This is a genomic window from Corallococcus llansteffanensis (genome assembly GCF_003612055.1).
GTDB classification, from domain to species: domain Bacteria; phylum Myxococcota; class Myxococcia; order Myxococcales; family Myxococcaceae; genus Corallococcus; species Corallococcus llansteffanensis.
The window spans coordinates 1-26,395 of record NZ_RAWB01000028.1 but is presented as its reverse complement, the minus strand read 5'-3'; the positions used below and the strand labels follow the sequence as shown (position 1 = coordinate 26,395).

Genomic DNA, 26,395 nt, shown 5'->3' with positions numbered 1-26,395 from the left:
GGACCGCTGTCCATGAGCTCGAACGTCACGAAGAACGACGCCCCGCCTCCCGCAGTGGACACCGGCACGGATGACCCCGCGGTGCTGGAGCTGGCGAGGACTGCCTTCTCGCTCGCCCGCACGGGGGATGCCGGGCAGTTGGCGACGCTGCTCGACGCCGGCCTGTCCCTGGGGCTGCGCAACGAGCGGGGGGATTCGCTGCTGATGCTGGCCAGCTACCACGGCCACGTGGACGCCACCCGCCTGCTGCTGGAGCGCGGGGCGGATCCGGAGCGGACCAACGACGGCGGACAGTCGCCGCTGGCGGGCGCGGCCTTCAAGGGCAACGTGGCCATCGCCACGCTGCTGCTGGACCGGGGCGCACGGGTGGACGGCGCGGGCCCGGATGGCCGCACGGCGCTGATGTTCGCGGCCATGTTCGACAAGCTGGAGGTGCTGGAGCTGCTGCTCCAGCGCGGCGCGAACCCGGAGCAGCGGGACGCGGATGGGCGCACGGCGCGGGACTACGCCCGGGCCATGGGCGCGCCCCGCGCGGCCCTCCGGTTGGAGCCCCCGGTCTCCCAGACGCCCTGAGGCGGGGCACGGACTCAGGCGCTCAGGCGTGCGGGTGGCCCCAGGCCTCTTCCTGGGGCTTCCCCTGCCCGTCCGTGTCCCGCGTGACGTCCTCCACGAACGACGTGACGCTCTCCACGATGTGCTCGGCGTCGATGCCGGCCGCGTTCAGGAGCTCCGCGGGCTTGCCGGAGCCGGGCTGCTTCGTCACGGCGAGGCGCACCACCGAGGGGAGCCGCTGGCGCTCGCCGGTGAACGCCTCCAGCACCGCGTCCGCGAGCCCGCCCTCGGCCCAGTGGTCCTCCACCACGATGAGCCTTCCGTGCGTCTCGCGCGCGGCCTCGCGCAGCGTCTTCGCGTCCACCGGCTTCACCGAGTAGAGGTCGATGACGCGCACCGCGACGCCCTCCTCCTTCAGCATCGCCCAGGCCTTGAGCGCTTCGTGCAGCGTGATGCCGGCGGCCACCACCGTCGCCACGTCCTGGTCGGACCGGCGGAGCACCTTGCACCCGCCGATGGGGAACTCCTCCGACGCGGGGTAGAGCACCGGCGTCTTCTCCCGGGTGCTGCGCAGGTAGGTGATGCCCTGGCACTCCACCACCTGGGCCAGCAGCTTCGCGGTCTGGTTGGCGTCGCTCGGGTAGAGCACGGTGCTGCCGCCCACCGCGCGCATCATCGACAGGTCCTCCAGTGCCATCTGCGAAGGGCCGTCCTCGCCAATGGACACGCCCGCGTGGCTGCCGCACAGGTGCAGCGTGGCGTTGGAGATGGACGCCATGCGGATCTGATCATAGGCGCGCGACAGGAAGGCCGCGAAGGTGCTGACGAAGGCGCGCTTGCCCAGCACCGCCATGCCCACCGCGCTGGACACCATGTTCTGCTCGGCGATGTACATCTCGAAGTAGCGCTCGGGGTGGGCCTTGCGGAACTCGTCCGAGTACGTGGAGTTGGACACCTCCGCGTCCAGCGCCACCACGTCCGGGCGCGCGTTGCCCAGGGCCAGGAGCGCGTCGCCGTAGGCCTTGCGGGTGGCCTCCTTCTGGCCCACCTCGTAGGTGGGCAGCTTCAGCGGCGCGGCGGTGTCCTGGCCGGAGGGCCGGAGCGCGTCCGGCTTCTTCACGTCGATGCGCATGTGGCGCTCGCCGCCCAGCTCCTGGATGGCGTCCCGCGCCTTGTCCTCGGGGAGCGGCTTGCCGTGCCAGCCGTCCTGGTTGGCGATGAGCGAGGAGCCGTGCCCCTTCTCCGTCTTGCAGATGAGGCAGGTGGGCTGGCCCTGCTTCGACTGCGCTTCGGCGAGCGCGCGGTCGATGGCGTCCAGGTCGTGGCCGTCGAGCGTGATGGCGTGCCAGCCGAACGCCCGCACCCGGGCGGCATACGCCTCGCCGTTCCAGCCCAGCTCCGTCTGCGTGCTCTGGCCCAGCCGGTTCATGTCGATGATGGCGCAAAGGTTGTCGAGCTTGTAGTGCGAGGCCTTGTCGAACGCCTCCCACACGGAGCCCTCGGCGGTCTCGCTGTCGCCCATGAGCACGTAGGTGCGGAACGGCAGCCGGTCCAACCGCGCGGTGAGCGCCATGCCCACGCCGATGGCCAGCCCCTGCCCCAGCGAGCCCGTGGCCACGTCCACGAGCGGCAGCACGTGCGGGTTGGGGTGTCCCTCGAGCCGGCTGCCGAACTTGCGCAGGCTCATCAATTCCTTGTCGTCGATGGCGCCCGCCGCCTTGAAAGCGGAGTAGAGGACCGGGCAGGCGTGGCCCTTGGAGAGCACGAAGCGGTCGTTGTTGGGGGCGCGCGGCTGCTGGAAGTCGAAGCGCAGGTACTTCTGGAACAGCACCGCCAGGATGTCCGCCGCGGACATGGAGGAGCTGGGATGTCCCGAACCCGCCGCCGTGGTGCACCGGATGCTGTCGATGCGCAGCTGCGCCGCGAGGTCCGCCAAGGTATCCGCCATCGTTTCGCTCCTGGGGTGGAGGCACCTGGGTGCCCTTCCGTACTGTGTTGACTGCCCGGGCCCGGGAGAAGCGCTCCGCCCCGCTGGCCCCGGTCCCAGGCAGAATCCGCGAGTGCCCGCCCGCCCGCTCGGACCTGGGGGGCTGGACGTGAGCACATTCAGGAAACGCCATCCGGGGAGCCGCGCGCCCCCGCCGGAGAGAACCCATGAACCCGCTTCGACAGCTTGCCGAGTTTGGTCAATCCCTCTGGGTGGACAACCTCCAGCGCAGCTACATCACGAAGGGCACCCTGAAGAAGTTCATCGACGAGGACGGGCTCAAGGGGCTCACCTCCAACCCCACCATCTTCCAGAAGGCGGTGTCGGGCAGCGAGGACTACCAGGACCTCTTCGACGAGGCGAAGGGCAAGGGCCTCTCCGGCAATGACCTCTACGAGAAGCTCGCGGTGCGCGACGTCCAGGGCGCCGCGGACATCCTGCGCCCCGTCTACGACTCGCTGAAGGGCCAGGACGGCTACGCATCGCTGGAGGTGTCGCCCAGGCTCGCGCTCGACACGAAGGGCACGCTGGAGGAGGCGCGGCGGCTGTGGAAGACGCTCGCGCGGCCCAACGTGATGATCAAGGTCCCGGGCACGGAGCCGGGCGTCCCGGCCTTCGAGCAGCTCACCTCGGAGGGCATCAACGTCAACGTGACGCTGCTCTTCAGCCAGGAGCGCTACCGGACCATCGCCGAGGCCTACGTCTCCGGCCTGGAGAAGCTCGCCGCGTCGGGCGGAGACGTATCGAAGGTCGCGAGCGTGGCGTCGTTCTTCATCAGCCGCATCGACGCCCTCGTGGACAAGGAGATTGAAAAGAAGGTGAAGGCGGGCGTCACCGCCGAGCAGCAGAAGACGCTGGAGGCGTTGAGCGGCAGGGTGGCCATCGCGAACGCGAAGCTCGCCTACCGCACCTACAAGCAGGTCTTCAGCGGCGCGCGCTGGCAGGCGCTCGCGGCGAAGGGCGCCCGGGTGCAGCGCGTGCTCTGGGCGAGCACCAGCACCAAGAGCCCCAAGCTGAAGGACGTACTCTACGTGGAGGAGCTCATCGGCAAGGACACGGTGAACACCATGCCGCCCGCGACGATTGATGCGTTCCGCGATCACGGCAAGGTACGCCCCAGCCTGGAGGAGGACCTCCCGGGCGCCGAGGCGACGATGCGCCAGTTGGAGACGAGCGGCATCTCCATGAAGACCGTCACCGACGAGCTGGCCACTGACGGCATCCGCCTGTTCGAGGAGTCCTTCGACAAGCTGCTGTCCGCGGTGGGAGAGAAGCTGGCGAAACAATAGGGGGAACCATGAATGAGCAGGAGAGGGACCTGACGGCTGAGCTGGCGCAAGCCTTCGTCAGCCGGAGTGCCCCCGACGAGCTCCCGATGTTCGGAGCCATGAGCGAGGTCTACTTCCGCGACCCGGAACGCGCGCTCGCGCAGCCGTCCTCCAAGGAACAACCCCTGGGCTTCGGCGTCGCCGACGCCGCGATGCTCATCACCCCGGTGGCCTTGAAGGTGGCCGCCGAGGTCGCCCGGTTCATCTCACGGGAGCTGAGCAAACACCTCCAGGAGGAAGGCTCGGGGTTCCTGAAGTCGCTGGTCCAGCGCGTCTTCCAGTGGTTCAAACCCTCGCGAGCACAGACGCACCCGCCGAAGGCGGTCCTTCAAGGGCTGACGCCCGAGCTGCTCGTGAAGGTCCACGCCATCGCCCTGATCCAGGCACACCAGGTCAACCTCCCGGAGGACAAGGCCCAGCTGCTCGCCGACTCCATGGTCGGAAGTCTGTCCATGGTGGCGGCCACGGCGGTGCAGCAGCCCTCCGCTTGAGGGGCGGGCCTGACGAGGTGTCTCATGGCGTCCACTCCCTTTCCCGGGGTCTCGCCCCGGCTCGAGGCCTTCGCCTTTCCCTCGAACACGAGCCTCCGGTTCGTGTTGCTGCTCGTCTCCGTGCTCGGTGCGAGCACCTTCTTCTTCCGCACCCTCCCGGTGGGCGCCGTCCCGGATGAGGCCTGCATGCAGACCTCCTTCCAGTCGGCGGAGGCGCAAATCCAGGGGGCGATGGCCAGGCTGAAAACGGCCGACCCCCCTGTTGAGATGACGAGCCCGGTGGAAGCAGCGTGCATGCGGCCCTATGTGAAGGCGCTGGCCCTGCGAATCTCTGTCGGAATGGCGTTGCTGCTGGTCGTCAGCACGGTCCTCTTCTGGCTGCTCCCTGCCTGGACCCTTCGACGAAAGGGATTGGTGCCATTGAAGGGAAACCAGTTCCCCGAGCTGAGGGGCCACCTGGACGGGCTGTGTCGCGAGGCCGGGCTCCTGCGCCAGCCCCGGTTCATGCTCGCTCCATTCAATCCCTCACCCAGTGGGCATGTCTTTGGACGGACGCGCCGTCACTGGGTGGCGCTCTCCGGCGGGCTGGTGAAGCAGTTCCAGAGCGACCGCTCCCTGTTTGACGCGGTCCTGCGTCATGAGCTGGCCCACCTGCGCAACGCGGACGTGGGAAAGGCCTTCTTCTCCGTCGCGCTCTGGTGGGGTTTCCTGCTGGTGGCCCTCCTCCCCTATGTCCTCCAGGGCCTCACGCAGGCGATGAAGTTCGCCTGGCCCTGGACGCTCCATACCGCCTGGCGGATGGTCGTACTCACGGGGCTGGTCGTGCTGGTGCGCAACTCGGTGCTGCGGGTTCGTGAGCTCTATGCCGACCTGCGTGCCTCGGAGCTACAGGGGCCAGAGGGGGCTTTGGAGCGCGTGGTGGCCGCGCTGCCGCGGCCGAAGGGTGGGCGCTGGCGTGAGCTGCTGCGCAACCATCCGCCCCCGGAGAGCCGCGTCCGGGTCCTGACGGGGGAGCAGCTTCTGTCCCGTCCCGCTTGGGGAGAGGCCTTCGCGGTAGGGCTGCTGGCCATGGTCGCCTTCGCCGACATGGACCAGTTCCTGATGTGGCTGCTTGCGGGAACCCCCTTGCGCAACTTCACCCGCGAGGGGGCGGCGCTTGCCTTCATTCCCCTGGCCATCGGGATCACCGGGCTGGGCCTCTGGCGCACGGCGTTCTCGGCTTCGAGGCGCGGAGAATCCCTGCGCGGGGTGGGGCCGAAGCTGGCGCTCTGCCTGGGCGTGGGCCTGGTGCTGGGGGAGTTCCTGTCGTTCGACAAGGCCCTCGAGACGACGACCATCCCGCTCTTCGCGCGGTATGTCCTCGGGAGCCTGCCCTGGGCGCTGGTGCTAGTGGCCAGCCTGGCACTGCTCTTCCAGTGGATGGCGGTCTGCGCCTTGGAGTGGCTGGCGGTGGTCGGGGCCTCCCGTGCGCGCTACCTGGCATGCGCGGCCTGCCTGATCCTCGCGAGCGCCGCCCTGGTGGCGTGGCTTTCCGAACTCACGCTGCTCCGCGAGAGCGTGAAGGCCCTGAAGGAGAGGGTGGGCCTGGGTCAGCTCGCCCTCTTGGTGGGTGGACACGGCTTCTTGACGCTGAGCTCCTCCGGGCTCTTCCTGCTCGCGACGGTGGTCGCATGGGCGTTCCCCTGGGCAGCACGGTTCTGGCCCCAGCGGAGCGAAGCCGCTGCGACGTCTTCCGAGCCGCTCGTGCCGCCGCGTCCAGGCCGGTGGCAGTTGGACTGGAGACGGGGCGTCATTGCCGGTCTGGTGTTCTGCCTCGTCCTGCTGTTCGTCCGGCTCGTGCTGGTCTCCAGCGTGGATGAAGCGACGCGACGCACCCAGCTCTTCGTGGCGGTCTTCTTCGCAGGGCAGGTCGGGTTCGCGGCGGTGCTGCAGGCGGCAGCGGCGGCCCTGGCCGCGGCCAGGGCACCCCGGCTCGGGGTCCTGCAGGGCCTGTTCACGGCCAGTGTTTCGGGGGCCCTGATGACGGCGGGAGTGCTGGGCTTGAACCTCCTCTTCGGTGGCAACGCGGACCCGGCCTTCGCCTGGCTCACGCTCAAGTTCGTCCTCAATCTGGGGGCCGTGCTCTCGCTGGTCGCGGCACTGGGCGTGTGTGCCGTGCGGGGGGCCGGGCGGGCAGGCTCGGGCCCCTGAAGCGGAAGGGGTAGGCTGCCGCGCTCATGAGCACGAGTGGAACGGCGGCGCCCGGATTCTGGCTGGAGGTCGACCTCGCGCGGGCAGGCGATGAGGTCAGCGCCACGGCGCGGGGCAGCGGGGGCCAACAACCCCCACCGCACACGTTGGGGCCCGCGCACTCGCCCGAGGCCCTCCGCCGCTTCGGCGAGTGGGTGCGGGACGCGGCCGTGCGAGGGAGCCGCCTGGAGTCTCCCGAGCAGGCGCGGGCGCTGCACTCCGCGCTCTTCCGCGATGGGCTCCAGGAGGTGCTGCTCGAGCTGCGGGGCGTTTTGCGCAACACCGGGAGCAAGAAGCCGCTGCTGCTCAGGCTCCTGCCTCGCGACCGCGAGCTCCAGGCCCTCCCCTGGGAGGCGCTCTGTGGACCGCTCGGGGCGCTCGACTTCCTGGGCATCTCGCCGGAGCTGTGCATCGTGCGCGGGGTGCAGTCCACGAAGCCGTGGCTTCCTCGCGAGGTGACGGGGGCGGTGCGGCTGCTCGTCGTGTCGCCGCTGGACGCGGAGGCGCCGGCCCGCCTGCGCGCCATGCTCCAGCCGGCCATCGACTCCGGCGCGCTGGAGTGGATGGAGCCGCTCGTGGGGCCCCGCTCGCGGCGCGACTACGTCATCGACCGGCTCCGCTCAGAGCCCGCGCCGCACATCCTGCACTTCATCGGTCATGGCGGGGTGGACGCGCGGGGCGCCCCGGTCCTCGAGCTCACGGATGTGGACGGCGCGCCCGCGTGGCTTCCCGTGGAGCTGCTGGCGAAGGAGCTGACGGGAGCCTTCCGGGGCGACCTGCGCCTGGTGGTGCTCGAAGCCTGTCAGGGCGCGCAACCGGGGGCGCTGACGAGCGCGGCGGAGCTGCTCGCGCAGGGCGGCGCGGACGCGGTGGTGGCGCACCTGTGGCCGGTGAAGACAGACGTGGCGAGTGCGTGCTCACGGGCCTTCTACCGCGCGTTGGTGGGGGACACCCGGCACCGGGGCGACGTGGCCCGCTGCCTCCACGACGCGCGCAGCACGGTGCTGACGGAGTTCGGCGAGAGCGCGGAGGCGTTCTCCCCCGTGCTGTACCTGCGGGGCAGTGACACCACCCTCTTCTCCTTCCGGCCCGCCCGGGCGAACGCCGCGCCGCGCGCGCCCGTGCAGGCCGAACCGGTGCGCGGAGAGGACCCGTCCCTGCGCGGGCTGACGGACCTGGTTTCACGGCCCTTCTCCCTGGTGCTGGGCGACCACGGGGGCGCCACGGACGAGGACCTGCGGGAGCTGCTGCACGGTCGGATGCGGGGCACGCCGTGGGCCGTCCCGGAGGCACTGCCGATGAGCGCGCTGGCGCAGCGGTTCACGCTGCGCTTCGGGCCGAAGACGCTGGACTCGCACTTCCAGGAGGTGTTCCGCGATGCGGCGCCCACGCTGCCGCTGGTGGAGGCGCTGGCGCGACGGCTGAAGCCGGGCGTGCACATCACGCTCTTGCGCATGCCCGTGCTGGAGCAGGCGCTCGCGCTGCACCGGCCGGAGCTGCCGCTCTACGTCATCCAGCCCTCGACGCCTGACGAGGGCTCCGCGCTGATCCGACGTCGCCTGCCGGGGCAGGACTGGGAGCCGCTCGATGCGCTGCCCTCGGACTTCGACCCATCGCGGGACGTGGCGCTGGTGCGGCTGTACCGGGGCTACCTGCCTGACCGCGTCTTTGAAACACCCCTGCTCACGGAGGACGACTACCTGCACGGCGTGCGCGACCTGGAGTCCGTCCTGCCGCCGGACCTGGCGGACGCCATCCTGGGGACGATGGACAGCCGGCCCGCGCTGCTGATTGGACTGTCATTGCTGGCGTGGCACCACCGCATGTTGCTGTCGCGGCTGTTCGGACGCCGGCCGTTGCCGCGCAAGAGCCTGGTGCTGCTGGAGCCCGGGGTGCATGAGGCGGAGTCGTGGAAGTCTGGCCGGGGTCTGCCCGCGGGCGCGGGCGTCCAGGTGGTGCAGGCGGAAGCGGGCGCGGTGGCGGAGGTCCTCGGCGCGGGGACGCCGGGAGGCGCGCGATGAGCGGCCCGGTGAATCCCTTCCTGGGGCCGCAGCCCTACCGCGCGGCGGACCGCGAGCGCTTCTTCGGCCGGGAGACGGTGACGCAGCGGCTGGTGAACCGCATCCTCGCGCACCCGTGCCTCACGCTCTTCGGTCCCTCGGGCGCGGGGAAGTCGTCGGTGATGCAGGCCGGGGTGATTCCGCTGCTGGAGGAAGCGCACGAGTTCCGCACGGTGCGCATCGACGGGTGGCTCGCGGCAGAGGCCCCGCTGGCGCGGCTCGTGCGCACCATGCACACGGAGCTGGAGCTGGGGCCGCCGCCGGAGCAGGCAGGGACGGTGCAGGCATTGGACGCGGCGCTGGAGCTTGCCTCGCAGCGCTCGGACCGGCCGGTGCTCATCTACCTGGATCAGTTGGAGCAGCTCTTCCTGCCGGGGCGCGACGTGGAGGCGACAGGCGCGCTGCTGAAGGGACTGGACGCGCTGGCGCGCAAGCCGGTGCGTGGACTGCAGCTCGTGCTGGCGATGCGCGAGGACTACCTGGGGCGCTTCCGGGACCGCGTGCGGGGCAGGCGCGAGCTGCTGGAGCAGGGCTTCCGGCTGGGGCCGCTCACCGTGGGCGAGATGGTGAAGGTGTCGTGCCGGCTGGCCACCGAAAAGGGCCTGCCCACGCAGCCGTGGTCCGAGCAGGAGGTGCGCGGGCTGATGCGGCAGGTGCGGATGGCGGGTCAAAGCGAACAGGACGACGACGCCGAGGTGCAGGCCGCGTTCGCGCAGATTGTCTGCCGGGCGCTGTGGGACGAGCGGGCGCGGGGGCAGGCCGTGGAGCCCGTCGCCGCGGAGCCGATGGTGCACCGCTACCTGGAGGCGACGCTGGATGCGCTCGGCTCCGACAAGAAGAGGGCGGCGCGCCGGCTGCTGGAGCAGTACCTCATCGCGAGCGACGGCAGCCGGACCCTGCTGACGGAGCAGGAGGCCCGCGCCGAGCTGCCGCCCCAGCACGCGGACGCCGTGCTGACGCACCTGGAAGCGGCGGCGGTGCTGCACGCGGAGCAGCACCAGGGCAGCCGGTACTTCGAACTGGGACACGACTGGCTCGCGCGCAAGGTGTTCGACCTCAAGCAGCAGCGCATCGAGCATGAGTCGGAGCAGCGACGGCGCCGGCGTGAAGCGGCCGAGCGGCGCAAGCTCATCGTCCTGGCCTCGGTGGCGGCGGGCGTGGCGGTGATGATGACCCTGCTGCTCATCTGGGCCGTGACGGAGCGGTCCTCGGCGGAGCAGGCGAGGGGCGCCGCGGACCAGGCGAAGCAGGACGCCGTCAAGCAGGCGCGAGACGCGCGGGGGCTGGCATTGATGACGGGGGCTCGCGACCTGGAGGGCCGCGGCTACACCGCGATGGCCACCCAGGTGCTCCTGGAGGTGCCCGAACCCGCGCAGGCGCGGTGGTGGACGCAGCTGGCGCATGACTTCCTGAAGGAACCCATCCCAGAGGTGACGCTCCAGGGGACACAGCCCCTGGTGGTCGCGGCCTTCAGCCCGGATGGCCAGTGGGTGGCTGCGGCTTCGATGGAGGGACCGGCGTGGGTGTGGCGCATGGACGGCACGGGCAGGCCGGTGGAGTTGACGGGCCATCTGGGCGTCGTCGGCTCCATCGAGTTCAGCCCGGATGGGCAATGGGTGGCGACCGCCTCCCAGGACGCCACCGTCCGGGTGTGGCGGGCGGACGGGACGGACACGCCCGTGGTGCTCCAGGGGTACGAGGACACCGTCCACTCCGCGAGGTTCAGTCCGGATGGCCAGTGGCTGGTGACAGCGTCGGCGGATACGAGCGCGCAGGTGCGACGGGCGGATGGAACCGGCAAGCCCGTGGTGCTGGCCGGGCACGAGGCCTCGGTCCTGTCGGCGCGCTTCAGCCCGGATGGGCGGCGGGTGGTGACCGCGTCGTACGACGGCACGGCGCGCGTGTGGCGGGCCGATGGGAAGGGCGCGCCCGCGGTGCTCAAGGGTCACGCGAAGCCCGTCTCCTCCGCCGAGTTCAGCCCGGATGGGCAATGGGTGGTGACGGCTTCCGAGGACAAGACAGCGCGGGTATGGCGGGCGGATGGGAAGGGCTCGCCCGTGGTGCTCAAGGGACACGCGGGTAACGTCTACTCCGCGGGGTTCAGCCCGGATGGCCAGTGGGTGGTGACGGCTTCCGCGGACAAGACGGCGCGGGTTTGGAAGGCGGACGGAACGGGCCTGCCGGTGGTGCTCGAAGGACATGCGGACTCCGTCATGTCCGCGGGGTTCAGTCCGGATGGCCGGTGGGTGGTGACCACGTCCATGGACAGGACCGCACGGGTGTGGAGGGCGGATGGAACGGGCACTCCCCAACTGCTCAAGGGGCACCAGGGCTGGGTCGATGACGCGCGGTTCAGTCCAGACGGGCAGCGGATCATCACGGCATCCAGGGATGGAATGCTTCGGGTCTGGAAGGCGAGCGGACCGGAGCTTCCCGTGGTGTTCCAGGGACCAGAAGAGGCGGTCGACACGGTCCAGTCCGCGAGCTTCAGCCCGGATGGGCAGCGGGTCGTCACGGCGGGCGCCGACGGAGCGGCACGCGTCTGGCGCACGGAAGGGACGGGAGCACCCGTGGTGCTCGCTGGGCGCGCGGGCCCCGTTTCGTCGGTCGGGTTCAGCCCGGATGGACAACAGGTGGTGACGGTCTCCGAGGACGGGAGGGCGCGGGTGTGGCGGGCGGATGGGAAGGGCCCTCCGGTGGTGATGAGGGACCCGCTCGGGCCCATCGGATCAGCGCGGTTCAGTCCGGATGGCCAGTCGGTGCTGACCACGATCCGGCTCGGGGGCGCGCCCCAGGTGTGGAGGGCGGACGGGAGCGGGACGCCCCGGGTGCTGGGGGACGACGAAGCGAGCTCCGCCCGGTTCAGCCCTGACGGTCAGTGGATCGTGACCGCATCGGCCCGGACTCCGAAGGTGCTGAGGGCAGATGGAACGGGCACGCCCGTGGTGCTCCTGGGGCATGCGGGGACCGTCCACTCCGCCGAGTTCAGCCCGGACGGTCAGTGGGTCGTGACGGCTTCCCAGGACGGGACGGCGCGGGTGTGGCGGGCGGATGGGAAGGGCTCGCCCGTGGTGCTCGAGGGGCATGCGGGTGATGTCTATTCCGCGGGCTTCAGCCGGGATGGCCGGTGGGTGGTGACGGCTTCGGCGGACGGGACGGCGCGGGTGTCGAAGGCGGACGGAACGGGCACGCCCGTGGTGCTCCAGGGGCACCTGGGCAGTGTCTACTCCGCGAACTTCAGCCCGGATGGTCAGTGGGTGGTGACGACCTCGGGTGACATGAACGCGCGCGTCTGGAGAGCGGACGGAACGGGCCTGCCCCTGGTGCTCCAGGGCTGTGATTCGGAGGTCGCCTCCGCCGGGTTCAGTCCGGACGGGCACCAGGTCCTGACGGTCTGCGCCGATGGACCGGCGCAGCTGTGGCCCCTGGATGTCGCGGAGCTTCAGCGGCGGCTTCGGGCCGTCAACAAGGACTGCCTTCCTCCGGATGTACGTCGCAGCTACCTGGACGAAGGCGAGGAGCAGGCGCGGAGCGCCTATGCGGAGTGTGAGCGCGTCCAGGGAAGGGATCCGCTCGTGACGCCACCACCGACCCTACGGCTGCTGCCCTGACAGCCTCGCCGCGGGGTCTCCGAGCAGCAGGTACCCGCGCAAGTCATTGCACAGCATCCACTGGTAGCCCTGTCGCTTCGGGTCGACGGGGTCCGGAACGCCATACAACTGCGCGTCCTGCCGGGCCCGGTAGCCCTCCAGCAGCGCGTCGTTGACGCTGCGGTAGGCGCTCATCAGCGCGTCCAGGGCGACACCCGCGCGGCTGCCATTGGACAGGACCTGGAGCGCGGAGAGGACACGCGAGGCGCGGCTGCGCGTCATGTCCTCCGTGTCCAGGAAGCCGAGCGTCCACGCCAGGTCGCTGTGGCCGATGATGCCCAGCGGGCCTCGTGGATTCGCCAGCAGGGCCTGGGGCAAGGCCGCCACGAAGGGACGTTCGCCCGCCCTGGGAAGGCTGTGCAGCACGGAGGCGGGGCGGCCCGCGAACCCGCCGGCCTTGGCGATCTGCGCCAGCCACGCGTGGAACGCGCTGTCCGCCGGGGTGGCCGCGCCGAAGCACGCCACGCTGAACCACATGCCCCCGGGCAGGAAGGGCGTGTCCCGCAGCAGCGCGCCCGTGAGCGGTGGACCTCCGCCCAGCGTCAGCGCGCCCTGCATCGCCCGCTGCTCCTGCGCAGAGGCCCAGCCCTTCGAGGGCCGCCCCATCCCGTGCGCCACCGTGAGCATCACCGCCGAGCGCGCTTCGGCCGCGGCCTCCAGCAGCGCTTCCGAGCCGGCGAAGGCGTAGGGGACCTCCTGGACCTTCAGCGCGGGCCGCTTCGCCTTCCACCGTGTCTCCATCACCTGGAGGCACGGCTCCACCAACAACTTGTGTCCCGAGGTGGTGGCCGTCGTCCCATCCCGCGCCGTGTAGAGGAGCATGTCGGGGGCCTCCGGAGGCGCGCCCCGCTTCTCGGCCGCGACCACCTTGTCCGCGTAGGACGTGTAGCCCGCGAGGTCCGGCTCGCCATCGGGCAGCCCCACGTGGAGCCTCCCCACGAACGCGCCGTGCGCGAGCACGTGCTGCAACTCGATGGACACGTCGGGCAGGTCCCCGAGCAGCAGCAGGTACTTCGGCCGTTCCTCCTCGGGGACGTCCTCGGCCCGGTGCACCGACTCCTTCCACCGCACCGCTGCATCCGCATCCATGCCGAGAGGGACGCGGTAGCGCATCACGGGGGCGCCCTGCTCCTGCGCGCGGTGCTGGAGGAGCGGCTCGATGGCGCGGAGCATGGCATCGCCCGCTGTGCCCAGGGGCGCGATGACACCCCAGCGCTGCGCGGCCAGGTCATTCGGATTCGCGTCGGGGCTCTCCAGCGTGCCCTCGGCACGGCGAAGAAGCGCGGGCCTGGGTGCGTCGCGGGTGGACTCCGCCGGAAGCCCTTCCTCCAGCACGGGCCGGCGGTCGTCAGCGCGCGCGAGCAGCAATTGCAGCGCGTCATCCTTCACGGGCTCGGGCATCCTTCGGCTCACGGTGGGAGGACGTCAGCACCGCGGCACAAGGTCGGTGACCCCGTGTGCAGCGGCCTGGCGAACTCGGTGCCCCCGCATCTTCGCCGAAGACGCAACGGACCGCTGCCGCCACCCTGACTTCACTTGCGGATCCTGCCGCGCTATCACGCTTGAAATGAGCGCCATCCGGCACATGCAACGCGTGGCAAGCGCCACCCTTCTTGTGATGGCCGGTTGCGGCTCGGCTACCCTCGGCACCGTCGGCAGCCCCGCGTCCGCGAAGTGGGTGGGCCCACCCATGCCTGGCCCGGGCGGCGGTCGGGTGCGGACGGTCATCTACTACGGTCCCTGGCAGTGCAGCGCCCCGTTCATGTCTCGCTGCGAGGCGAAGTGCGCGGCGCAGGGACATGCCCTCATGGGCTGCATCTGGCTGGCAGACATCAAGGGAGACTGGGAGGGCCGCTTCCTGGTCTTCCCCGCAGCCGCCGGCGGGCGGCTCGCCATCACCCACTGCTGCTGCGACATTCCGAAGGTGTCGGACGGAGAGCGCCGCCGGACGACGTGGGGACGGGCACGCGAGGCCTTTCGCGAGTCCTGGGGGAACGAATACGGAGCGTGGCCCGCGGCGAGCAATGGCAAGCCCTGGCCAGGGCACCACATCTTCGACCTGGTGCACGGAGGCGATCCCACCGCGCCCAACAACGTGCTGCCCACACCCCAGGACGTGCACAACGTCTTCAGCTCCGAGTACCCCGCCTGCTATGCGCCTGGAGGAAGATGGCGCGCGGTAGGGCCGGACCGTCCCTATGCCGACTGAGGACGCCGCCATGCCCCTGGCCCCATTGCTGGCCGAGCTCACCCGGCACCACTTCCCCAACCCGCCCGCGACGCCCACGCAGATTGCCGCCTTCGAGGCACGGGTTGGGTGGACGCTGGATCCGGAGCTGCGAGCCTTCTACCTGCACTGCGATGGCGCCACGCTCTTCAAGCGCTTCCCGCACGCCAACTACCACCTGCTCCCGCTCGCTGAAATCCAACGCGCACGGGTCGCCATGAGACCGCGCGACGACGACAGCTTCGGCCCGGCGTCCTGGTACACCCTCGTCGACCTCCAGGACTCCGACTACGTCATCCTCGACGTGGCCCACCCGAAGGACGGCCGCTACCCGCTCCTCGACGGGTACCACGAGACCTTCCCCGAAGGCGTGCGCCCCATCGCCGTGTCCTTCCGTGAGTTCCTGGAGAAGGCACTGGCCAGTGGAGATGCGTTCTTCTGGCTGGATGAATAGCGGCTGCCGCTGCCCACCGGCATGCACCCGGTGGGCGGCGGCATCACCGACCTATTGATAGGTGTCCAGGTAGGCGCGGTGGCTGTTGGAGAACTCGAAGTTGGTGAACTTGTCCCAGTTGATGGACCAGGTCATCAGCCCCTTGAAGCCCGGGTAGCCGCCTGCCTTGCGCAGCACGTAGGTGCCTCCGAAGGACTGGCCCTTCATCAGGTAGTCCAGCGCCTTCTGCACGTTGGCGGGCGTCGTGTAGCCACCGCCTGCGGCCTGCGGCGAGGACGGCAGGCCGATGACGACCTGCTCGGGCCGGAGCGCCGGGAAGACAGCGCTGGCGTTGCCCCCGACGGGGAAGCCCTGCAGCAGCATCTCCGCCATGGCCACGTGGAAGTCCGGCGTGCCCTGCGCGTAGGCGCGGCCGTCCAGCGCCGTCACCGTGCCGGTGTTGTAGTGCTGCACGTGCAGGTACGTCAGCCGGTCGCGCAGCGCGTGGATGACCGGCAGGTACGCGCCCCACGGGCCGCCGTAGGCCGCGTAGCCGCCCTGCACGTAGGCGGTCTCCGGCGCCATGGTGAGCAGGAAGCCCGCGCCGTTGTCGTTGAGGAGCTGCCGGGTGCCGGCGATGAGGTTGAGGATGCGGGGCGTCGTGGGGCTGCGGAAGTCGGTGTCCCCGGCGCCAAGCGCCAGCGAGCTGCCCTCCAGGTCCAGATCCAGGCCGTCAAAGCCATACGTGTTGATGAGCCCCTGCATGCTGGTGACGAAGTTCTGCTTCGCCGCCGCGTCGTCCAGGTGGATGGTGCCATTCGCGCCACCCAGGGAGATGAGGACCTTCTTGCCCTGCGCCTTGAGCGTGGCGATGTCTGCCTTGAACTCGGCGACCGTCGCGTTGTACGGCGTGAAGCCCATGGTGCCCGAACCCGCGCCCGTCACCGGCTCCGCGAAGGCGACCTGGATGACATTGAACTTGGACGAGATGTCGCGCAGCCGGATGTTCGTGGAGCCGTTGTCGAAGTTGTGCCAGTAGCCGACCAGCACCTTGCTGCCCGAAGGCTGCGTGTTGCTCGTCGTCGCGGCGACGCTGTTGCTGGCGGAGGACCGGTTGCCCGCCGCGTCCCGCGCCTTCGCCGTGAACGTATACGTGGTGTTCGCCGCGAGGCCCGTCACGGTGACGCTCGTCGTCGTGCTCGTGGCCGCGGCCGTCGTACCGCCGTTGACGAAGACCTCGTAGCCCGTGACGCCCACGTTGTCGGAGGACGCGTTGAACGCCAGGGAGACGCTGCTGGCCGTCACGCCGGTGGAGCGCAGGGAGCCGGGCGCGGTGGGGGCCTGGGTGTCCACCGGGGGCCGCGTGGGCGTCGTGGTGCTGAACGCCGCGCTCGCCGCCGAGCGGTTGCCCGCCGCGTCGCGAGCCTTCACGGTGAACGTGTACGTGGTGTTGGCCGAAAGCCCCGTCACGGTGGCATTCGCCGCCGTGCTGGTGACCGCTGCCGTCGCGCCCCCGTTGACGAAGATTTCGTAACCCGTGACGCCCACGTTGTCGGACGAAGCGCTCCACGCGAGCGACACGCTGTCGAACGTCTTGGACGGCGACGTCAGCCCCGAGGGGGTGGTGGGGGCCTGGGTGTCCGGAGGCGGGTTGCCCGTGCGCTCCAGCCACAGGGCGAGGACGTTGGGCGGCTCCCAGCCCGTCAGGGACGTGTGGGATTGCCGGCAGTCGTAGCCCTTGCCGCCATAGGACGCGATGTCGCCCACGACGTACGCGACGCCCGGGGCCCAGGCACCGCGGTCCGCCGCGGCGGCCAGGGCGGGGAACAGCAGCAGGAGCAGCGTGGCGGTGGCCATCCGCGCGGACCGGAGCGCGCGGGAGGGGGAACGAGGGGGATGCATGGGGTGAAGCCTCCCAGGGAGAAGGTGCGGCCCAAGGGAGGACCGACCCCGTCAATTCGGGTCAAACGTCCCGAAAGATTCTTGGGAGGAAGCCTCGTGAGGTTGAACGTGTCGTCCCAGCTCGGATTGCCGTGCCTGTTAAGGTCCGCGCCCATGCCGCAGGGCCCGAACCTCGATGACTTCGTCCTCCTCAAGCGCCTGGCCCTGGGCGCCATGTCCGAGGTGTTCCTCGCGGAGGTGAAGGGCGCGGTGGGGCCGGACCGGCTGGTGGCGCTCAAGCGGATGCGTCCGGAGGTCGCGGGCGACGACGCGTGGGTGCGGCAGTTCCTGGACGAGGCCCACCTCTCCACCCTGCTCCACCACCCGTACCTCGCGCGGCTGCGTGCCTTTGGCCAGCAGGACGGGCTGCTGTTCCTGGTGTTCGAGTATGTGCATGGCCTCACGCTGGCGCAGCTCCTGGAGGCCCGCCGCGCCGCGGGGCTGGGGCCGCTGCCGTGGCCCCACGCGGTGCGCATCGCCGCGACCGTGGCCGAGTGTCTGGCCCACCTGCACACGCTGCGCGGACGCGACGGACAGCCGCTGGGGCTCATCCACCGCGACCTGCATCCCGGCAACGTGATGATCGCCGACACCGGCGCCGTGAAGCTGCTCGACTTCGGCATTGCACGGCGAACGGGGCGGCTGACGCAGACGCAGCCCGGGCAGGTGAAGGCCCGGCTGGAGTACGCCGCGCCCGAGCAGCTCCGGGAGGCAGCGCTGGACGCCCTGACGGACGTGCATGGGCTGGCGTTGACCCTCTTTGAATTGCTCTCCGGCGTGCAGCCGCTGCGGCGCGACAGCCCGGCGCTCACCATGGACGCGGTGTTGACGGAGGTGCCGCGTGGGCTCGGGGCCGTGCGCCCGGCCGTGCCCGCGCCGCTCCAGAAGAACGTGACGGCGGCGCTGTCCAAGACGCCCTCGCAGCGCCCCTCGCTGCTGGAGCTGCGGACGGCGCTCGACCAGTCGCTGCGCGCCGGGGCCCCGCTGGTGGGCCTGCCCGAGCTGGCCGAGCTGGTGGCCCCGTTCCTGCCCGGCGCGGGACGGCTGCCGTGGGACCAGGACCGCGCGCGGGAGCCCGCCACCGCCACGCTCAGCGCCGGGTCCTCGCACGCGACGTCGCGCACGAAGGGCTGAGGCTTCAGCCGCCGGCCTTCAACCCGTAGCGGTGCAGCAGGCCGTGGACGTGGCTGCGCGCCAGCCCCGCCGTGCGCGCCACCTCCGAGATGTTGTTGTCGCACTTCACGAGCAGCACGGTCAGGTACTCGCGGGTGAAGGCCTCCACCAGTTGCTCCTTGGCCTCCTTGAAGGTCAGCCCGCTCAGGTCCCGGGGCGCGGTGACGGTGCTCACCGGCTGCGCGTCCGGCAGGTCCACGTCCCCCGCCGCGAGCACGCGGTGCACGAAGTTGCGCAGCTCGCGCACGTTGCCCGGCCAGTCGTAGCCCACCAGCCGCTGCACCAGCGCGTCCGTGAGTGGAAAGTCCGGATGGCCCGCCTGCTCGAAGAGGTGCCGCGCGAGCAGGGGGATGTCCTCGGCACGTTCGCGCAGCGCGGGGACGCGCACCGGCACCACCGCCAGCCGGTAGTAGAGGTCCGCGCGGAAGCGGCCCGCGGCCACCTCCGCCTTGAGGTCGCGGTGCGTGGCGGCCACCACGCGCACGTCCACGTCCCGCGTGGCGTTGTCCCCCACCCGGCGCACCGTGCCCGACTCCAGCACGCGGAGCAGCTTCGGCTGGAGCTCCAGCGGCAGTTCGCCCACCTCGTCGAGGAACACCGTGCCGCCATGCGCGTTCACCAGGTGGCCCTGGCGGTCCGCGTGCGCGCCCGTGAAGGAGCCCTTCGCGTGTCCGAACAGCTCGCTCTCGATGAGCGACGGCACCACCGCGCCGCAGTCCACGATGACGAAGGGCTTCGCCGCGCGGGGCGAGTGCTGGTGGAGCGCCTCCGCGAGCAGCTCCTTGCCGGTGCCCGTCTCGCCCAGCAGCAGCACGGAGAAGGAGGAGCGCGCGGTGCGCTCCAGCACGCCGAAGAGTCGCTGCATCGCGGCGCTCTGGCCCAGCGCGCGTCCGAACGCGGTGCGGGGCGTGAGCGCTCCTGCATCGTCCGACGCCTCGGGCACCACGAGCAGCGTCGTCTTGCCCAGGGAGAAGCGGGCCTCGCCGGCGACGGTGACCTCGTGGATGCGCACGCCCAGGGACCACGTGCCGTTGCGCGAGCCCACGTCCCGGACCCGCACGCCCTCCGGCCGGGCCTGCAGCTCCAGGTGGACCCGGGACACGGTCGGGTCACTCAGCTGGAGGCCCCCTTCGACCTGGGTGCCCACCAGCAACGTGCCTTCCAGCAGGAGCTCCCGCCGCGCGTCGGGACCCGTCTCCACGACGACGCGGAAGCGGGGGCCGCGCGAGTCGGGCCGCCCCTCCGCCAGGGCACCAGGGGAGAGCGGCTCGGTGGAGGAAGCGCCCATGGGTTATGGCAACATAGGGCCGCCCATGGCGCTCCACAAGCAACCCTCATCGTGCGCCACCTGTGGGCTTCCCCTCCCCTTCGCGGGGTCGCCGTGCGCCGAGTGCACCGCCATCACCCAGCACGTGGGCGAGGCCGGTTGGCGTGCCCGCACGTCAGCGCGGCGCTCGCTGACGCCAGGGGACCTGCTGGAGGGCAAGTGGCGGCTGGAGGAGCTGCTGGGCGCGGGTGGCATGGGGCAGGTGTACAGGGCCCTGGACGTCGCGCTGGAGCGCACCGTGGCCATCAAGCTGCTCCACGAGGCGCTCTGCGAGGATCCGGAGAGCGTGGCGCGCTTCGAGCGGGAGGCACGCGCGATGGCGCGGCTGGAGCACCCGCACATCACACCCATCCACGCGGTGGGTCAGGAGCGCGGGCGGCCTTTCATCGTGATGAAGCACCTGGAGGGGATGTCACTGGCGCGCTACCTGCGGTCGGTACCCGGTCCCCTGCCTGTCGCGGAGGTGCTCGCCCTGGCGCGGCAGCTCTGCGCGGGGTTGGACTTCATCCACCAGCGCGGCTGCGTCCACCGCGACATCAAGCCCGCGAACATCTTCCTGTCGCCCGGGGGCCGCGCGACGCTGCTCGACTTCGGCATCCTCTGGGAGCACCGGGGCGAGGAGGCCACCCGAAGTGGCTTGCGATTGGGGACGCCCAGCTACATGGCGCCGGAGCAGGCGCGGGGTGAAGCGGTCGACGGGCGCGCGGACCTGTACTCGCTGGGTCTGGTGTTGCTGGAGGCGCTGACGGGCCTGCCGCCCGCGACCACGTGTCGGCTTCTCGGGGAGGGGCCACGCGATGCGGCGCGGGCGCTCCGGGATCAGGCGCCGTGGTTGTCATTGCCGCTGGCGGAGGTGCTCGTCCGCGTCACCGCGATGGATCCGGAGCAGAGGCATGCGGGGGCACTCGCGCTGCTCGCGGCGATGGAGGACGCGGAGCGTGTGGCGGCGAGTCCTCTGGAGGGGGCCGGCCCTTCGGTGACACCGGCGGCGCACGCTGTCCGGTTGCCCTGGCGGAAGCGCGTGCGGCCCTTGTCCCTGGCGGCGCTGGGGGGAGTGGGTGTGGCCGCGCTGCTCTTTGGCGCGCTCACGCTGTGGAACATGCACGGGGCTCCGGCATCGTCCAGCCCCGAGGCGCCCGCCAAGACCGAAGCACACGCGTTGCTCGCAGCCACCGCGTCGAGCGCCTCGAACACACCGGTGTCAGGGGCCGCGCCGAAGGAACCCGACCTGATGGCGGCCTCTGCATCGGATACTGCGAACGTGCCAGGAACCATGCCCGCGCCGAAGGCACCCGGGCCGGTAGCGGCCTCGGCAACGGACGCCGCGAGCACGCCAGAGCCACGCACCACCGCCGCGCCTGTATCCAAGACGGCCCCCACCCACCGGGCTCGCATCCCAGCCAGGTCCGCGCCGTCGCCCCTCAAAGGCAATGCTCCCCGTCAGGTGGCAACCCAGGGCCAGGGCGAGCTGCGCGTGGTGACCGTGCATGACGGCAAGACGGTCTGGGCCGACGTCAGCGTGGATGGCAAACATCACGGGGCGACGCCCGTGTCCCTGGAGCTGCCCCAGGGGCGTCACTCCGTCCGGGTGGAGCGCGACGGCTTCGCGCCCCAGCAGCGACAGGTGGAGATCGTCCCGGGAACGAAGGCCGTGGTCCGCATCGAGCTCCGTCCATGAGTGCCTCCTGGTTCTTGATGTCCCTGCTGCTCGCCTCCGCGCCCCCCGGCACCGAGCCCCGCGAACTGGAAGCGGCGCTCCAGGCCTTGTCGGAAGCGGACTTCGAAGCCGCGCTGTCCCGCGTGGAAGCAGGGCTACGACAGACCCGCGACGAAACACATATCGCGCGCCTGCGTCTGGTCCAGGGCGAGGTGTACGCGGCCCTCCGGCAATACGCGCAGATGGAGACCGCCTTCGCCCAGGCGCTCGAGGCGGACCCGGACGCGCACCTGGATCCGGAGCGCGTGCAGCCCACCGTCGTGACGCTCTTCGAGAGCCTGCGAGGCCGGCTCCAGGGCGTGCTCGCCGTCGACGTCGAACCCTCCGGAGCGGAGGTACACCTGGACGGGCGCCGGCTCGGGCAGGCCCCGTGGCAGGGGTCGGTCCCCATTGGCACGCACACGCTGGACGTGGGCCCGGGGCTGACCACGCTCCAGGTCAAGGTGCGCCCCGGCCGGACGGAGCAGGTGCGCGTCGTCCTTCCGCCGCCTGCTCCGGAGTCCGCGTCCTTCGTCTCCACGCTCGCGTTCAGCGCGCAGGTGCGGGCCGCATTGGGACTGTCCCCGCTGTCGGGCGCGGGCATGGAGGCCGGCGCAAGGCTCTCCGGCACGTATGTCTTTGGAGAGCTCAACGCCACCGTGGGAAGCCGGTTCGGCGCAGCCGCGCGCCTGGGCGCCCAGGCACCCCGGCTCGTGGGGCCGCTGACCTTCTTCCTCTCCCTGGATGGGTATGCGCTGGGAGGCCCTGCCCTGCTCGGCGGTGGGCTTTCATTGGGCACAAGCCTTCCCCTCTCCCGGAAGTTCGACGTCTTCGCGGAGCTGAGCGGACGCTGGCTCCCGTCGAGCGACACGTACCAGCGCACGCACCTGCTGGGCGTCTCCGGCCTGCGCTTCACGCCTGGCCGATAGGCTTCAGCGCGCTCGCGGCCTGCGTACGCGCCAGAGCCAGGCCCCCAGCAGCAGCGGCAACGCCCCGAAGGCCCCAGGCGCCGACGCGCACGTCCAGGGCCCGCCCCCGTCATCGTCTCCATCGCTCGGCAGGACGTTGGAAGGCTCGACCGCGAGCGAAGTCGGAAGGAAGTCCGCATGCGACGCCGCCAACGTCACCGCGCCCTCCGGCCCCGTGGGACGGAAGTACACGCGGTGCTCGGAGACACCCGTGGGAAGGACCAGCCGCGTCACGGGAGATCCGCAATCCGCATCCTCGTGGAAGTCGCCCGCGCCGCCGTTCGAGGCCAGGGCCACCTCGGCGTCATAGGGCGCGGGCGCGAGCGCCCCATTGGCGGACGTCCGCAGCGACACATCCACCGCGATGCACTTCGACGATCCGGATGCAGCCACCGGTTGCCGCAATTCCAGACGGCTGGCCATGGGCGCGGCGCTCACCCGCACGTCGTCGAAGTCGAGGGAGCCCGTGAAGGTCCCCGTGTCGCTCCACGGCTCGCCCACCATCACCTGGTCCAGCACGTTGGCTGCGTCGCGGAAGTCGCGCCCGGTGAGCGCCGTCCCCTGTTCAATCCCATCCACCCACAGCCGGGCCTCGCCGGAGGTCGTCCCCAGTCCCCGGACACCGAACTCCACCAGGTACCAGCGCTCCGCCTCCACCTCCGAGCCATGCAGGCTGACGTAGGTCCGGCCCGAACCGTTCCGCGCCGCCAGCTCCCAGCGGAGCTCCGGTAGGAGGACGAGCCGCAGCTCCACCAGCGCCGGCAGTCCCTGCATCAGCACCACGTTCCCCTCCGTGCCCACCGCCCGCATGCGCAGCCACGAGCGCATGTGGAACTCGGAGGACAGCGGAGCCCGCTGGGCATTGATGCTCGCCTGCGAACCTGAGACACCCGCCCGGTCCACCACCGTGAACCCGTACCGCCCCCGGTGGGCCCCCGCCGTCCCGCTGGCGAGGGTGTTGGGGCTGACGGGCACCGCATCGTCCCACCGCCCCGCGGGCGAATCCTCCGCGACCAACGTGCCCGTCTCGAAGTCGTCCGCGAACCAGTCGGAGGCGGCGGCGGGCAGGGGTGACAGGAGCAGACAGCCCCCCAGCACCCCGCCCCACACCGACTGCCTGGCCCTTCCCGCACGCATCTGGATGAAGTCTAGCAGCATGGTTTCCAGGAAGGGCCCGTACACCGGGCGGCTAGCGCAGCACCGTCAAATCAACCCGGTCCGCGTTGAGGGTGTAGCCGGAGGACGCACTGTTCTTGCGGCCGGACACCTTCACCGTGAGCGAGTGCGTACCCGCGCTCAGCACGGGGCTCGTCCACAGCAGCTTCTGCTCCTGGCGGGTGGCCCCATAGAAGTCCACGTCCACCGCCGCGCCGCCGTCGATGGACACCGCCGCGATGCCGTGGTGCGACGCCGCGGAGCCGTACAGCTTCGCCTGCGTGCCGTTGAAGCGCACCACGTAGGTGGAGTTCGTGGTGCTGGAGAAGTGGTCATCGGACTGGAACTTGCCCGTGCCCGTGCCCGCCTCCCAGGTGCCGGTGTACTCGAACTGCTCCAGCCCGGTGCCCACCACGCTGTCATTGAGCTGCACGGAGACCGTCGTCTGCCCGCTCGCCGTCACCGTCACGGCGGTGCTCGACGCGCTGTTGTTGGCCGCGTCGAACGCCTTCGCCACCAGCGAGTGCTGACCGGCGGTCGCGGCCCAGGTGAAGGCATAGGGCGCGGTGGTGTCCTCGGCCACCTTCTGGCCATCCACCCAGAGCTCCGTCTTCACGACGCCGACGTTGTCCGCCGCCGTCGCCTGCACCGTCACGTTGCCCACGGCCACCGTGCCGCCGGTGGGCGCGGTGATGCTCACGGTGGGCGCCGTGGTGTCGCCCTGCGCCGCGGTCACCACGTCCACGCGGTCCGCGCTGATGTAGTAGCCGGTGGAGGCGGCGTTCTTGCGGCCGGACACCTTCACCGTGAGCGAGTGCACCCCGGCGCTCAGCACCGAGCTGGTCCACAGCAGCTTCTGGTCCTGACGGGCGGAGGCATAGAGGTCCACGTCCACCGCCGCGCCGCTGTCCAGCGACACGGTCGCGATGCCGTGGTGCGGGGCCGCCGCGGCGTACAGCTTCGCCTGCGTGCCATTGAAGCGGACCACGTAGGTGGAGTTGGTCGTGTTGGAGAAGTGGTCGTCGTCCTGGAACTTGCCCGCGCCCGTGCTCACCTCCCAGGTGCCGGTGTATTCGAACTGCCCCGTGCCCGTGCCGACCGTGCCGTCGTTGAGCTGCACGGTGTTGCCGGTGGGCGGCGGCGTCTGGGGCAGGGGGAAGGCCTTGATCATCGGCAGCATCGGATCATCCGGCCCGAAGTTCAGCTCGCAGCCGGACGGCGTCGTGGCCTGCCAGGTCCAGACGAAGACGGCCGCCGCGCGGCCCGCGGTGTACTGCTCGAACTTCTTGCGCATGGCGTCCCGGCGCCCGGTGCGCGTGGTGCGGCAGCCGCTGTCCGCGGCCTGGATGCCCGTCTCACCGACGATGAGCGGCTTGTTGAGCGCGTCCATCGCCCGCAGGGCCGGCGCGAAGTGCGGGGAGACGATGGTGTTGCCGTTGTTGTAGTCGTAGTCGTACTCGTGGAGGCTGCCCACGTCGACGTTGGGGACGTCGTGGAGGGACTGGAAGCCCGCCTCGCCGCCGTAGGCCCACGGCGCCCACGAACCAGAGCTGATGAGGTGGTTCGGGTCGATGCCCTTGATGGTCGTGCTCACGTCGTTGAAGAACGTCTTGATGGTGGCGGTGTCGGCGTCACCCGGCTCGTTGAGCAGCTCCCACATGCCCACCGACGCGGAGCCCTTGAAGCGCGTGACGACCTCGCGCACCCAGGGGATGTAGTTGGTGCGGTAGCCGCTGGAGTACCAGGAGGGCTGCTTGCCGCTGCCGTCGCTGCCGTTGTAGCCGTCCCACTCGCCGCAGTAGCTGCGCCCGTCGGCCAGCGTCAGCACCAGCTTCTGGTTGTACTTCTCCGCCGCGGCGACCACCTTCTCGAGGCGCGCCATCCCCTGCGGCTTGAACGCCCAGGTGCGCACCAGGCTGTTGGGACGCAGGCCCGCGAAGAAGGCATCCAGCTGCGCGTCATTGGGGGCCGCGCCACAGCCCGTCAGCGGAAAGGCATTCATGCCCACCATCTGATACGGCGCGCCGTTGAGGTAGAGCTGCTTGCCCTGGCGATAGAGGAAGTTGGACGGCACGGCCAGCGCGGCCGGTTCGGAAGCCAGCACGTCCTCGGCCTCCTCCCCGGGCATCGCGTTGCACGCGGCCAGCAGGGAGAGGGAACAGAGCCCGAGGATGCGGCGGAGAGGTGAAGCCATTCGCATGAGGTGAACTCCGGGGGAGAGGGACCCACGGTCCCGCGGCCCCCCTGAGCAAGTCCGGGGCCAATTCACGTACTCCAGGACTTTCAGGAAGATAGCCGGAGCCCTTCCCCAAAGAAGCCCTGCCCGCGCGCGGCACCTGACCTCCGGGGAGAACAGGACCTGTCCTCCCGACAGGACAGGTCCGCGACGCCGCACGCACCCGCCGCGCGAGTGCAATGCAGGGCGGTTCCAGGGATGCTCCTCGCGGCTCCAGGCCCGCGGTGGGACGGGAGCGTGGGATGGGTGACGCGTGAGTGAAGAGATCGTCTACCGCCATGCCGTGGAGGGGCTCTTCCTGCGCTCCGTGGGCAAGCGCCTCACGCCGGAGCTCAAGCAGCAGCTGCGCGCCATCGGGCTGGACCTGGACGAGAAGATTCCCCACCACACGCCCCGCCGCGTCTTCGCCGAGGCGCTGCGCCTCACCGCCGCCCACCTCTACCCGGACGTGGACGCCCAGGAGGGCTACCGCAGGCTCGGCCAGGGCATCATCACCGGCATGGAGCACACCCTGCTGGGCAAGGCGCTCGTGTCCCTGTGGCCCATCTTCGGGCCCGACCGCGTCCTCTCCCGCATGCAGGAGAGCTTCGCCACGGTGAACAACTACCTGAAGACGGAGCTCCTCACCCACGGCCGCGCGAACCACACCATCAAGGTGAGCGAGTGCAACGGCAACCCCGGCTACCTCCTGGGCATCATCGAAGCGGGGCTGACCCGCGCCGGAGCGAAGGACGTGCACGTCGAACCCTTCGCCTTCGACGGCCACGCCTGCTCCTACCGCGTGCGCTGGACCTCCTGAGCGCGGGCCCCCGGAGCCGGAGGTTTTTCGTAATCTCAGAAAAAGATACCAACTGGTCGGTTTGTAGTGGCCTACTGGGGAATTCCGGGTCTATAGGGAAAGCGAACCCTTTCGACCCTCCCGGCCGCCATGCCCCCAGACAC

Annotated in this window: 18 protein-coding genes; 12 read left to right on the top strand and 6 right to left on the bottom strand. The window is 70.7% G+C overall.

The window, feature by feature from the left end:
* The first annotated feature begins 12 nt into the window (after positions 1 to 12).
* Positions 13 to 573: an ankyrin repeat domain-containing protein gene (locus D7V93_RS04545; protein ID WP_120642180.1), complete on the top strand. Its 561-nt coding sequence runs from the start codon at positions 13 to 15 to the stop codon at positions 571 to 573.
* A gap of 22 nt (positions 574 to 595) precedes the next feature.
* Here D7V93_RS04545 and D7V93_RS04540 read toward each other — a convergent pair whose 3' ends face one another.
* Positions 596 to 2,500, bottom strand: coding sequence for a transketolase (locus tag D7V93_RS04540; protein WP_120642179.1), 1,905 nt, complete (start codon positions 2,498 to 2,500; stop codon positions 596 to 598).
* Between the two features lie 206 nt (positions 2,501 to 2,706).
* Here D7V93_RS04540 and tal point away from each other — a divergent pair, with 206 nt between their 5' ends.
* From tal to D7V93_RS04515, 5 genes are read left to right on the top strand one after another with little or no spacing between them, the layout of a single operon-like run.
* Positions 2,707 to 3,828 carry a transaldolase gene (tal, locus tag D7V93_RS04535; protein WP_120642178.1) on the top strand — a complete coding sequence of 374 codons (1,122 nt, stop codon included), beginning with the start codon at positions 2,707 to 2,709 and terminating at the stop codon, positions 3,826 to 3,828.
* 8 nt (positions 3,829 to 3,836) lie between these two features.
* The gene (locus tag D7V93_RS04530; protein ID WP_120642177.1) at positions 3,837 to 4,358 is read left to right on the top strand and encodes a hypothetical protein; all 522 of its coding nucleotides are present in this window, start codon (positions 3,837 to 3,839) and stop codon (positions 4,356 to 4,358) included.
* 24 nt (positions 4,359 to 4,382) lie between these two features.
* The gene (locus D7V93_RS04525) at positions 4,383 to 6,548 is read left to right on the top strand and encodes a M48 family metalloprotease (protein WP_120642176.1); all 2,166 of its coding nucleotides are present in this window, start codon (positions 4,383 to 4,385) and stop codon (positions 6,546 to 6,548) included.
* A 26-nt stretch (positions 6,549 to 6,574) separates the two neighbouring features.
* Entirely contained in the window at positions 6,575 to 8,608 is a 2,034-nt protein-coding gene (locus D7V93_RS04520) for a CHAT domain-containing protein (protein WP_120642175.1), read from the top strand.
* Positions 8,605 to 12,258 carry an nSTAND1 domain-containing NTPase gene (locus D7V93_RS04515; RefSeq protein ID WP_120642174.1) on the top strand — a complete coding sequence of 1,218 codons (3,654 nt, stop codon included), beginning with the start codon at positions 8,605 to 8,607 and terminating at the stop codon, positions 12,256 to 12,258. Before D7V93_RS04520 ends, D7V93_RS04515 begins: the two co-directional genes overlap by 4 nt.
* On the opposite strand, the gene D7V93_RS04510 is transcribed toward D7V93_RS04515, so the two are convergent.
* A complete protein-coding gene (locus D7V93_RS04510; RefSeq protein ID WP_120642173.1) occupies positions 12,241 to 13,698 on the bottom strand; it encodes a hypothetical protein in 1,458 nt (485 codons plus the stop codon). The genes D7V93_RS04515 and D7V93_RS04510 overlap by 18 nt on opposite strands.
* Before the next feature lie 289 nt (positions 13,699 to 13,987).
* Here D7V93_RS04510 and D7V93_RS04505 point away from each other — a divergent pair, with 289 nt between their 5' ends.
* Both D7V93_RS04505 and D7V93_RS04500 read left to right on the top strand, forming a co-directional pair.
* The gene (locus D7V93_RS04505; RefSeq protein ID WP_244237104.1) at positions 13,988 to 14,506 is read left to right on the top strand and encodes a hypothetical protein; all 519 of its coding nucleotides are present in this window, start codon (positions 13,988 to 13,990) and stop codon (positions 14,504 to 14,506) included.
* A gap of 10 nt (positions 14,507 to 14,516) precedes the next feature.
* Positions 14,517 to 14,978, top strand: coding sequence for an SMI1/KNR4 family protein (locus D7V93_RS04500; RefSeq protein ID WP_120642188.1), 462 nt, complete (start codon positions 14,517 to 14,519; stop codon positions 14,976 to 14,978).
* Positions 14,979 to 15,029: 51 nt separating this feature from the next.
* Here D7V93_RS04500 and D7V93_RS04495 read toward each other — a convergent pair whose 3' ends face one another.
* Positions 15,030 to 16,859 (bottom strand): fibronectin type III domain-containing protein, encoded by a 1,830-nt coding sequence (locus D7V93_RS04495; protein ID WP_120642171.1) that lies wholly within the window; start codon positions 16,857 to 16,859, stop codon positions 15,030 to 15,032.
* Positions 16,860 to 17,012: 153 nt separating this feature from the next.
* On the opposite strand from D7V93_RS04495, the gene D7V93_RS04490 reads away from it, so the two are divergent.
* Positions 17,013 to 18,032: a serine/threonine-protein kinase gene (locus D7V93_RS04490; protein ID WP_158623647.1), complete on the top strand. Its 1,020-nt coding sequence runs from the start codon at positions 17,013 to 17,015 to the stop codon at positions 18,030 to 18,032.
* A 4-nt stretch (positions 18,033 to 18,036) separates the two neighbouring features.
* Here D7V93_RS04490 and D7V93_RS04485 read toward each other — a convergent pair whose 3' ends face one another.
* On the bottom strand, positions 18,037 to 19,359 hold the full coding sequence (locus D7V93_RS04485) for a sigma 54-interacting transcriptional regulator (protein ID WP_120642169.1): 1,323 nt from the start codon (positions 19,357 to 19,359) through the stop codon (positions 18,037 to 18,039).
* Here D7V93_RS04485 and D7V93_RS04480 point away from each other — a divergent pair.
* Together D7V93_RS04480 and D7V93_RS04475 are read left to right on the top strand one after the other, a co-directional pair.
* Positions 19,358 to 21,076: a serine/threonine-protein kinase gene (locus tag D7V93_RS04480; RefSeq protein WP_120642168.1), complete on the top strand. Its 1,719-nt coding sequence runs from the start codon at positions 19,358 to 19,360 to the stop codon at positions 21,074 to 21,076. The two genes, D7V93_RS04485 and D7V93_RS04480, sit on opposite strands and share 2 nt — an antisense overlap.
* Entirely contained in the window at positions 21,073 to 22,023 is a 951-nt protein-coding gene (locus tag D7V93_RS04475; RefSeq protein ID WP_120642167.1) for a PEGA domain-containing protein, read from the top strand. Before D7V93_RS04480 ends, D7V93_RS04475 begins: the two co-directional genes overlap by 4 nt.
* 3 nt (positions 22,024 to 22,026) lie before the next feature.
* Here the strand turns inward: D7V93_RS04475 and D7V93_RS04470 are convergent, their stop codons facing one another.
* Both D7V93_RS04470 and D7V93_RS04465 read right to left on the bottom strand, forming a co-directional pair.
* Entirely contained in the window at positions 22,027 to 23,220 is a 1,194-nt protein-coding gene (locus tag D7V93_RS04470) for a LamG-like jellyroll fold domain-containing protein (protein ID WP_147451040.1), read from the bottom strand.
* A 31-nt stretch (positions 23,221 to 23,251) separates the two neighbouring features.
* Complete coding sequence (locus D7V93_RS04465; RefSeq protein ID WP_158623646.1) at positions 23,252 to 25,411, bottom strand: Ig-like domain-containing protein; 2,160 nt, start codon at positions 25,409 to 25,411, stop codon at positions 23,252 to 23,254.
* 295 nt (positions 25,412 to 25,706) lie between these two features.
* Here D7V93_RS04465 and D7V93_RS04460 point away from each other — a divergent pair, with 295 nt between their 5' ends.
* Positions 25,707 to 26,252 (top strand): DUF2378 family protein, encoded by a 546-nt coding sequence (locus tag D7V93_RS04460; RefSeq protein WP_120642164.1) that lies wholly within the window; start codon positions 25,707 to 25,709, stop codon positions 26,250 to 26,252.
* Positions 26,253 to 26,395 lie beyond the last annotated feature (143 nt).

What these genes read in the sequence shown, in the direction of transcription:
- D7V93_RS04500 (WP_120642188.1), top strand. Translation starts at nt 14,517, where the DNA reads ATGCCCCTGGCCCCATTGCTGGCCGAGCTCACCCGGCACCACTTCCCC.
- D7V93_RS04545 (WP_120642180.1), top strand. Translation starts at nt 13, where the DNA reads ATGAGCTCGAACGTCACGAAGAACGACGCCCCGCCTCCCGCAGTGGAC.
- D7V93_RS04530 (WP_120642177.1), top strand. Translation starts at nt 3,837, where the DNA reads ATGAATGAGCAGGAGAGGGACCTGACGGCTGAGCTGGCGCAAGCCTTC.
- D7V93_RS04525 (WP_120642176.1), top strand. Translation starts at nt 4,383, where the DNA reads ATGGCGTCCACTCCCTTTCCCGGGGTCTCGCCCCGGCTCGAGGCCTTC.
- tal (WP_120642178.1), top strand. Translation starts at nt 2,707, where the DNA reads ATGAACCCGCTTCGACAGCTTGCCGAGTTTGGTCAATCCCTCTGGGTG.
- D7V93_RS04510 (WP_120642173.1), bottom strand. Translation starts at nt 13,698, where the DNA reads ATGCCCGAGCCCGTGAAGGATGACGCGCTGCAATTGCTGCTCGCGCGC.
- D7V93_RS04475 (WP_120642167.1), top strand. Translation starts at nt 21,073, where the DNA reads ATGAGTGCCTCCTGGTTCTTGATGTCCCTGCTGCTCGCCTCCGCGCCC.
- D7V93_RS04490 (WP_158623647.1), top strand. Translation starts at nt 17,013, where the DNA reads ATGCCGCAGGGCCCGAACCTCGATGACTTCGTCCTCCTCAAGCGCCTG.
- D7V93_RS04465 (WP_158623646.1), bottom strand. Translation starts at nt 25,411, where the DNA reads ATGGCTTCACCTCTCCGCCGCATCCTCGGGCTCTGTTCCCTCTCCCTG.
- D7V93_RS04485 (WP_120642169.1), bottom strand. Translation starts at nt 19,359, where the DNA reads ATGGGCGCTTCCTCCACCGAGCCGCTCTCCCCTGGTGCCCTGGCGGAG.
- D7V93_RS04470 (WP_147451040.1), bottom strand. Translation starts at nt 23,220, where the DNA reads ATGCTGCTAGACTTCATCCAGATGCGTGCGGGAAGGGCCAGGCAGTCG.
- D7V93_RS04520 (WP_120642175.1), top strand. Translation starts at nt 6,575, where the DNA reads ATGAGCACGAGTGGAACGGCGGCGCCCGGATTCTGGCTGGAGGTCGAC.
- D7V93_RS04480 (WP_120642168.1), top strand. Translation starts at nt 19,358, where the DNA reads ATGGGTTATGGCAACATAGGGCCGCCCATGGCGCTCCACAAGCAACCC.
- D7V93_RS04515 (WP_120642174.1), top strand. Translation starts at nt 8,605, where the DNA reads ATGAGCGGCCCGGTGAATCCCTTCCTGGGGCCGCAGCCCTACCGCGCG.
- D7V93_RS04540 (WP_120642179.1), bottom strand. Translation starts at nt 2,500, where the DNA reads ATGGCGGATACCTTGGCGGACCTCGCGGCGCAGCTGCGCATCGACAGC.
- D7V93_RS04505 (WP_244237104.1), top strand. Translation starts at nt 13,988, where the DNA reads ATGCCTGGCCCGGGCGGCGGTCGGGTGCGGACGGTCATCTACTACGGT.
- D7V93_RS04495 (WP_120642171.1), bottom strand. Translation starts at nt 16,859, where the DNA reads ATGCATCCCCCTCGTTCCCCCTCCCGCGCGCTCCGGTCCGCGCGGATG.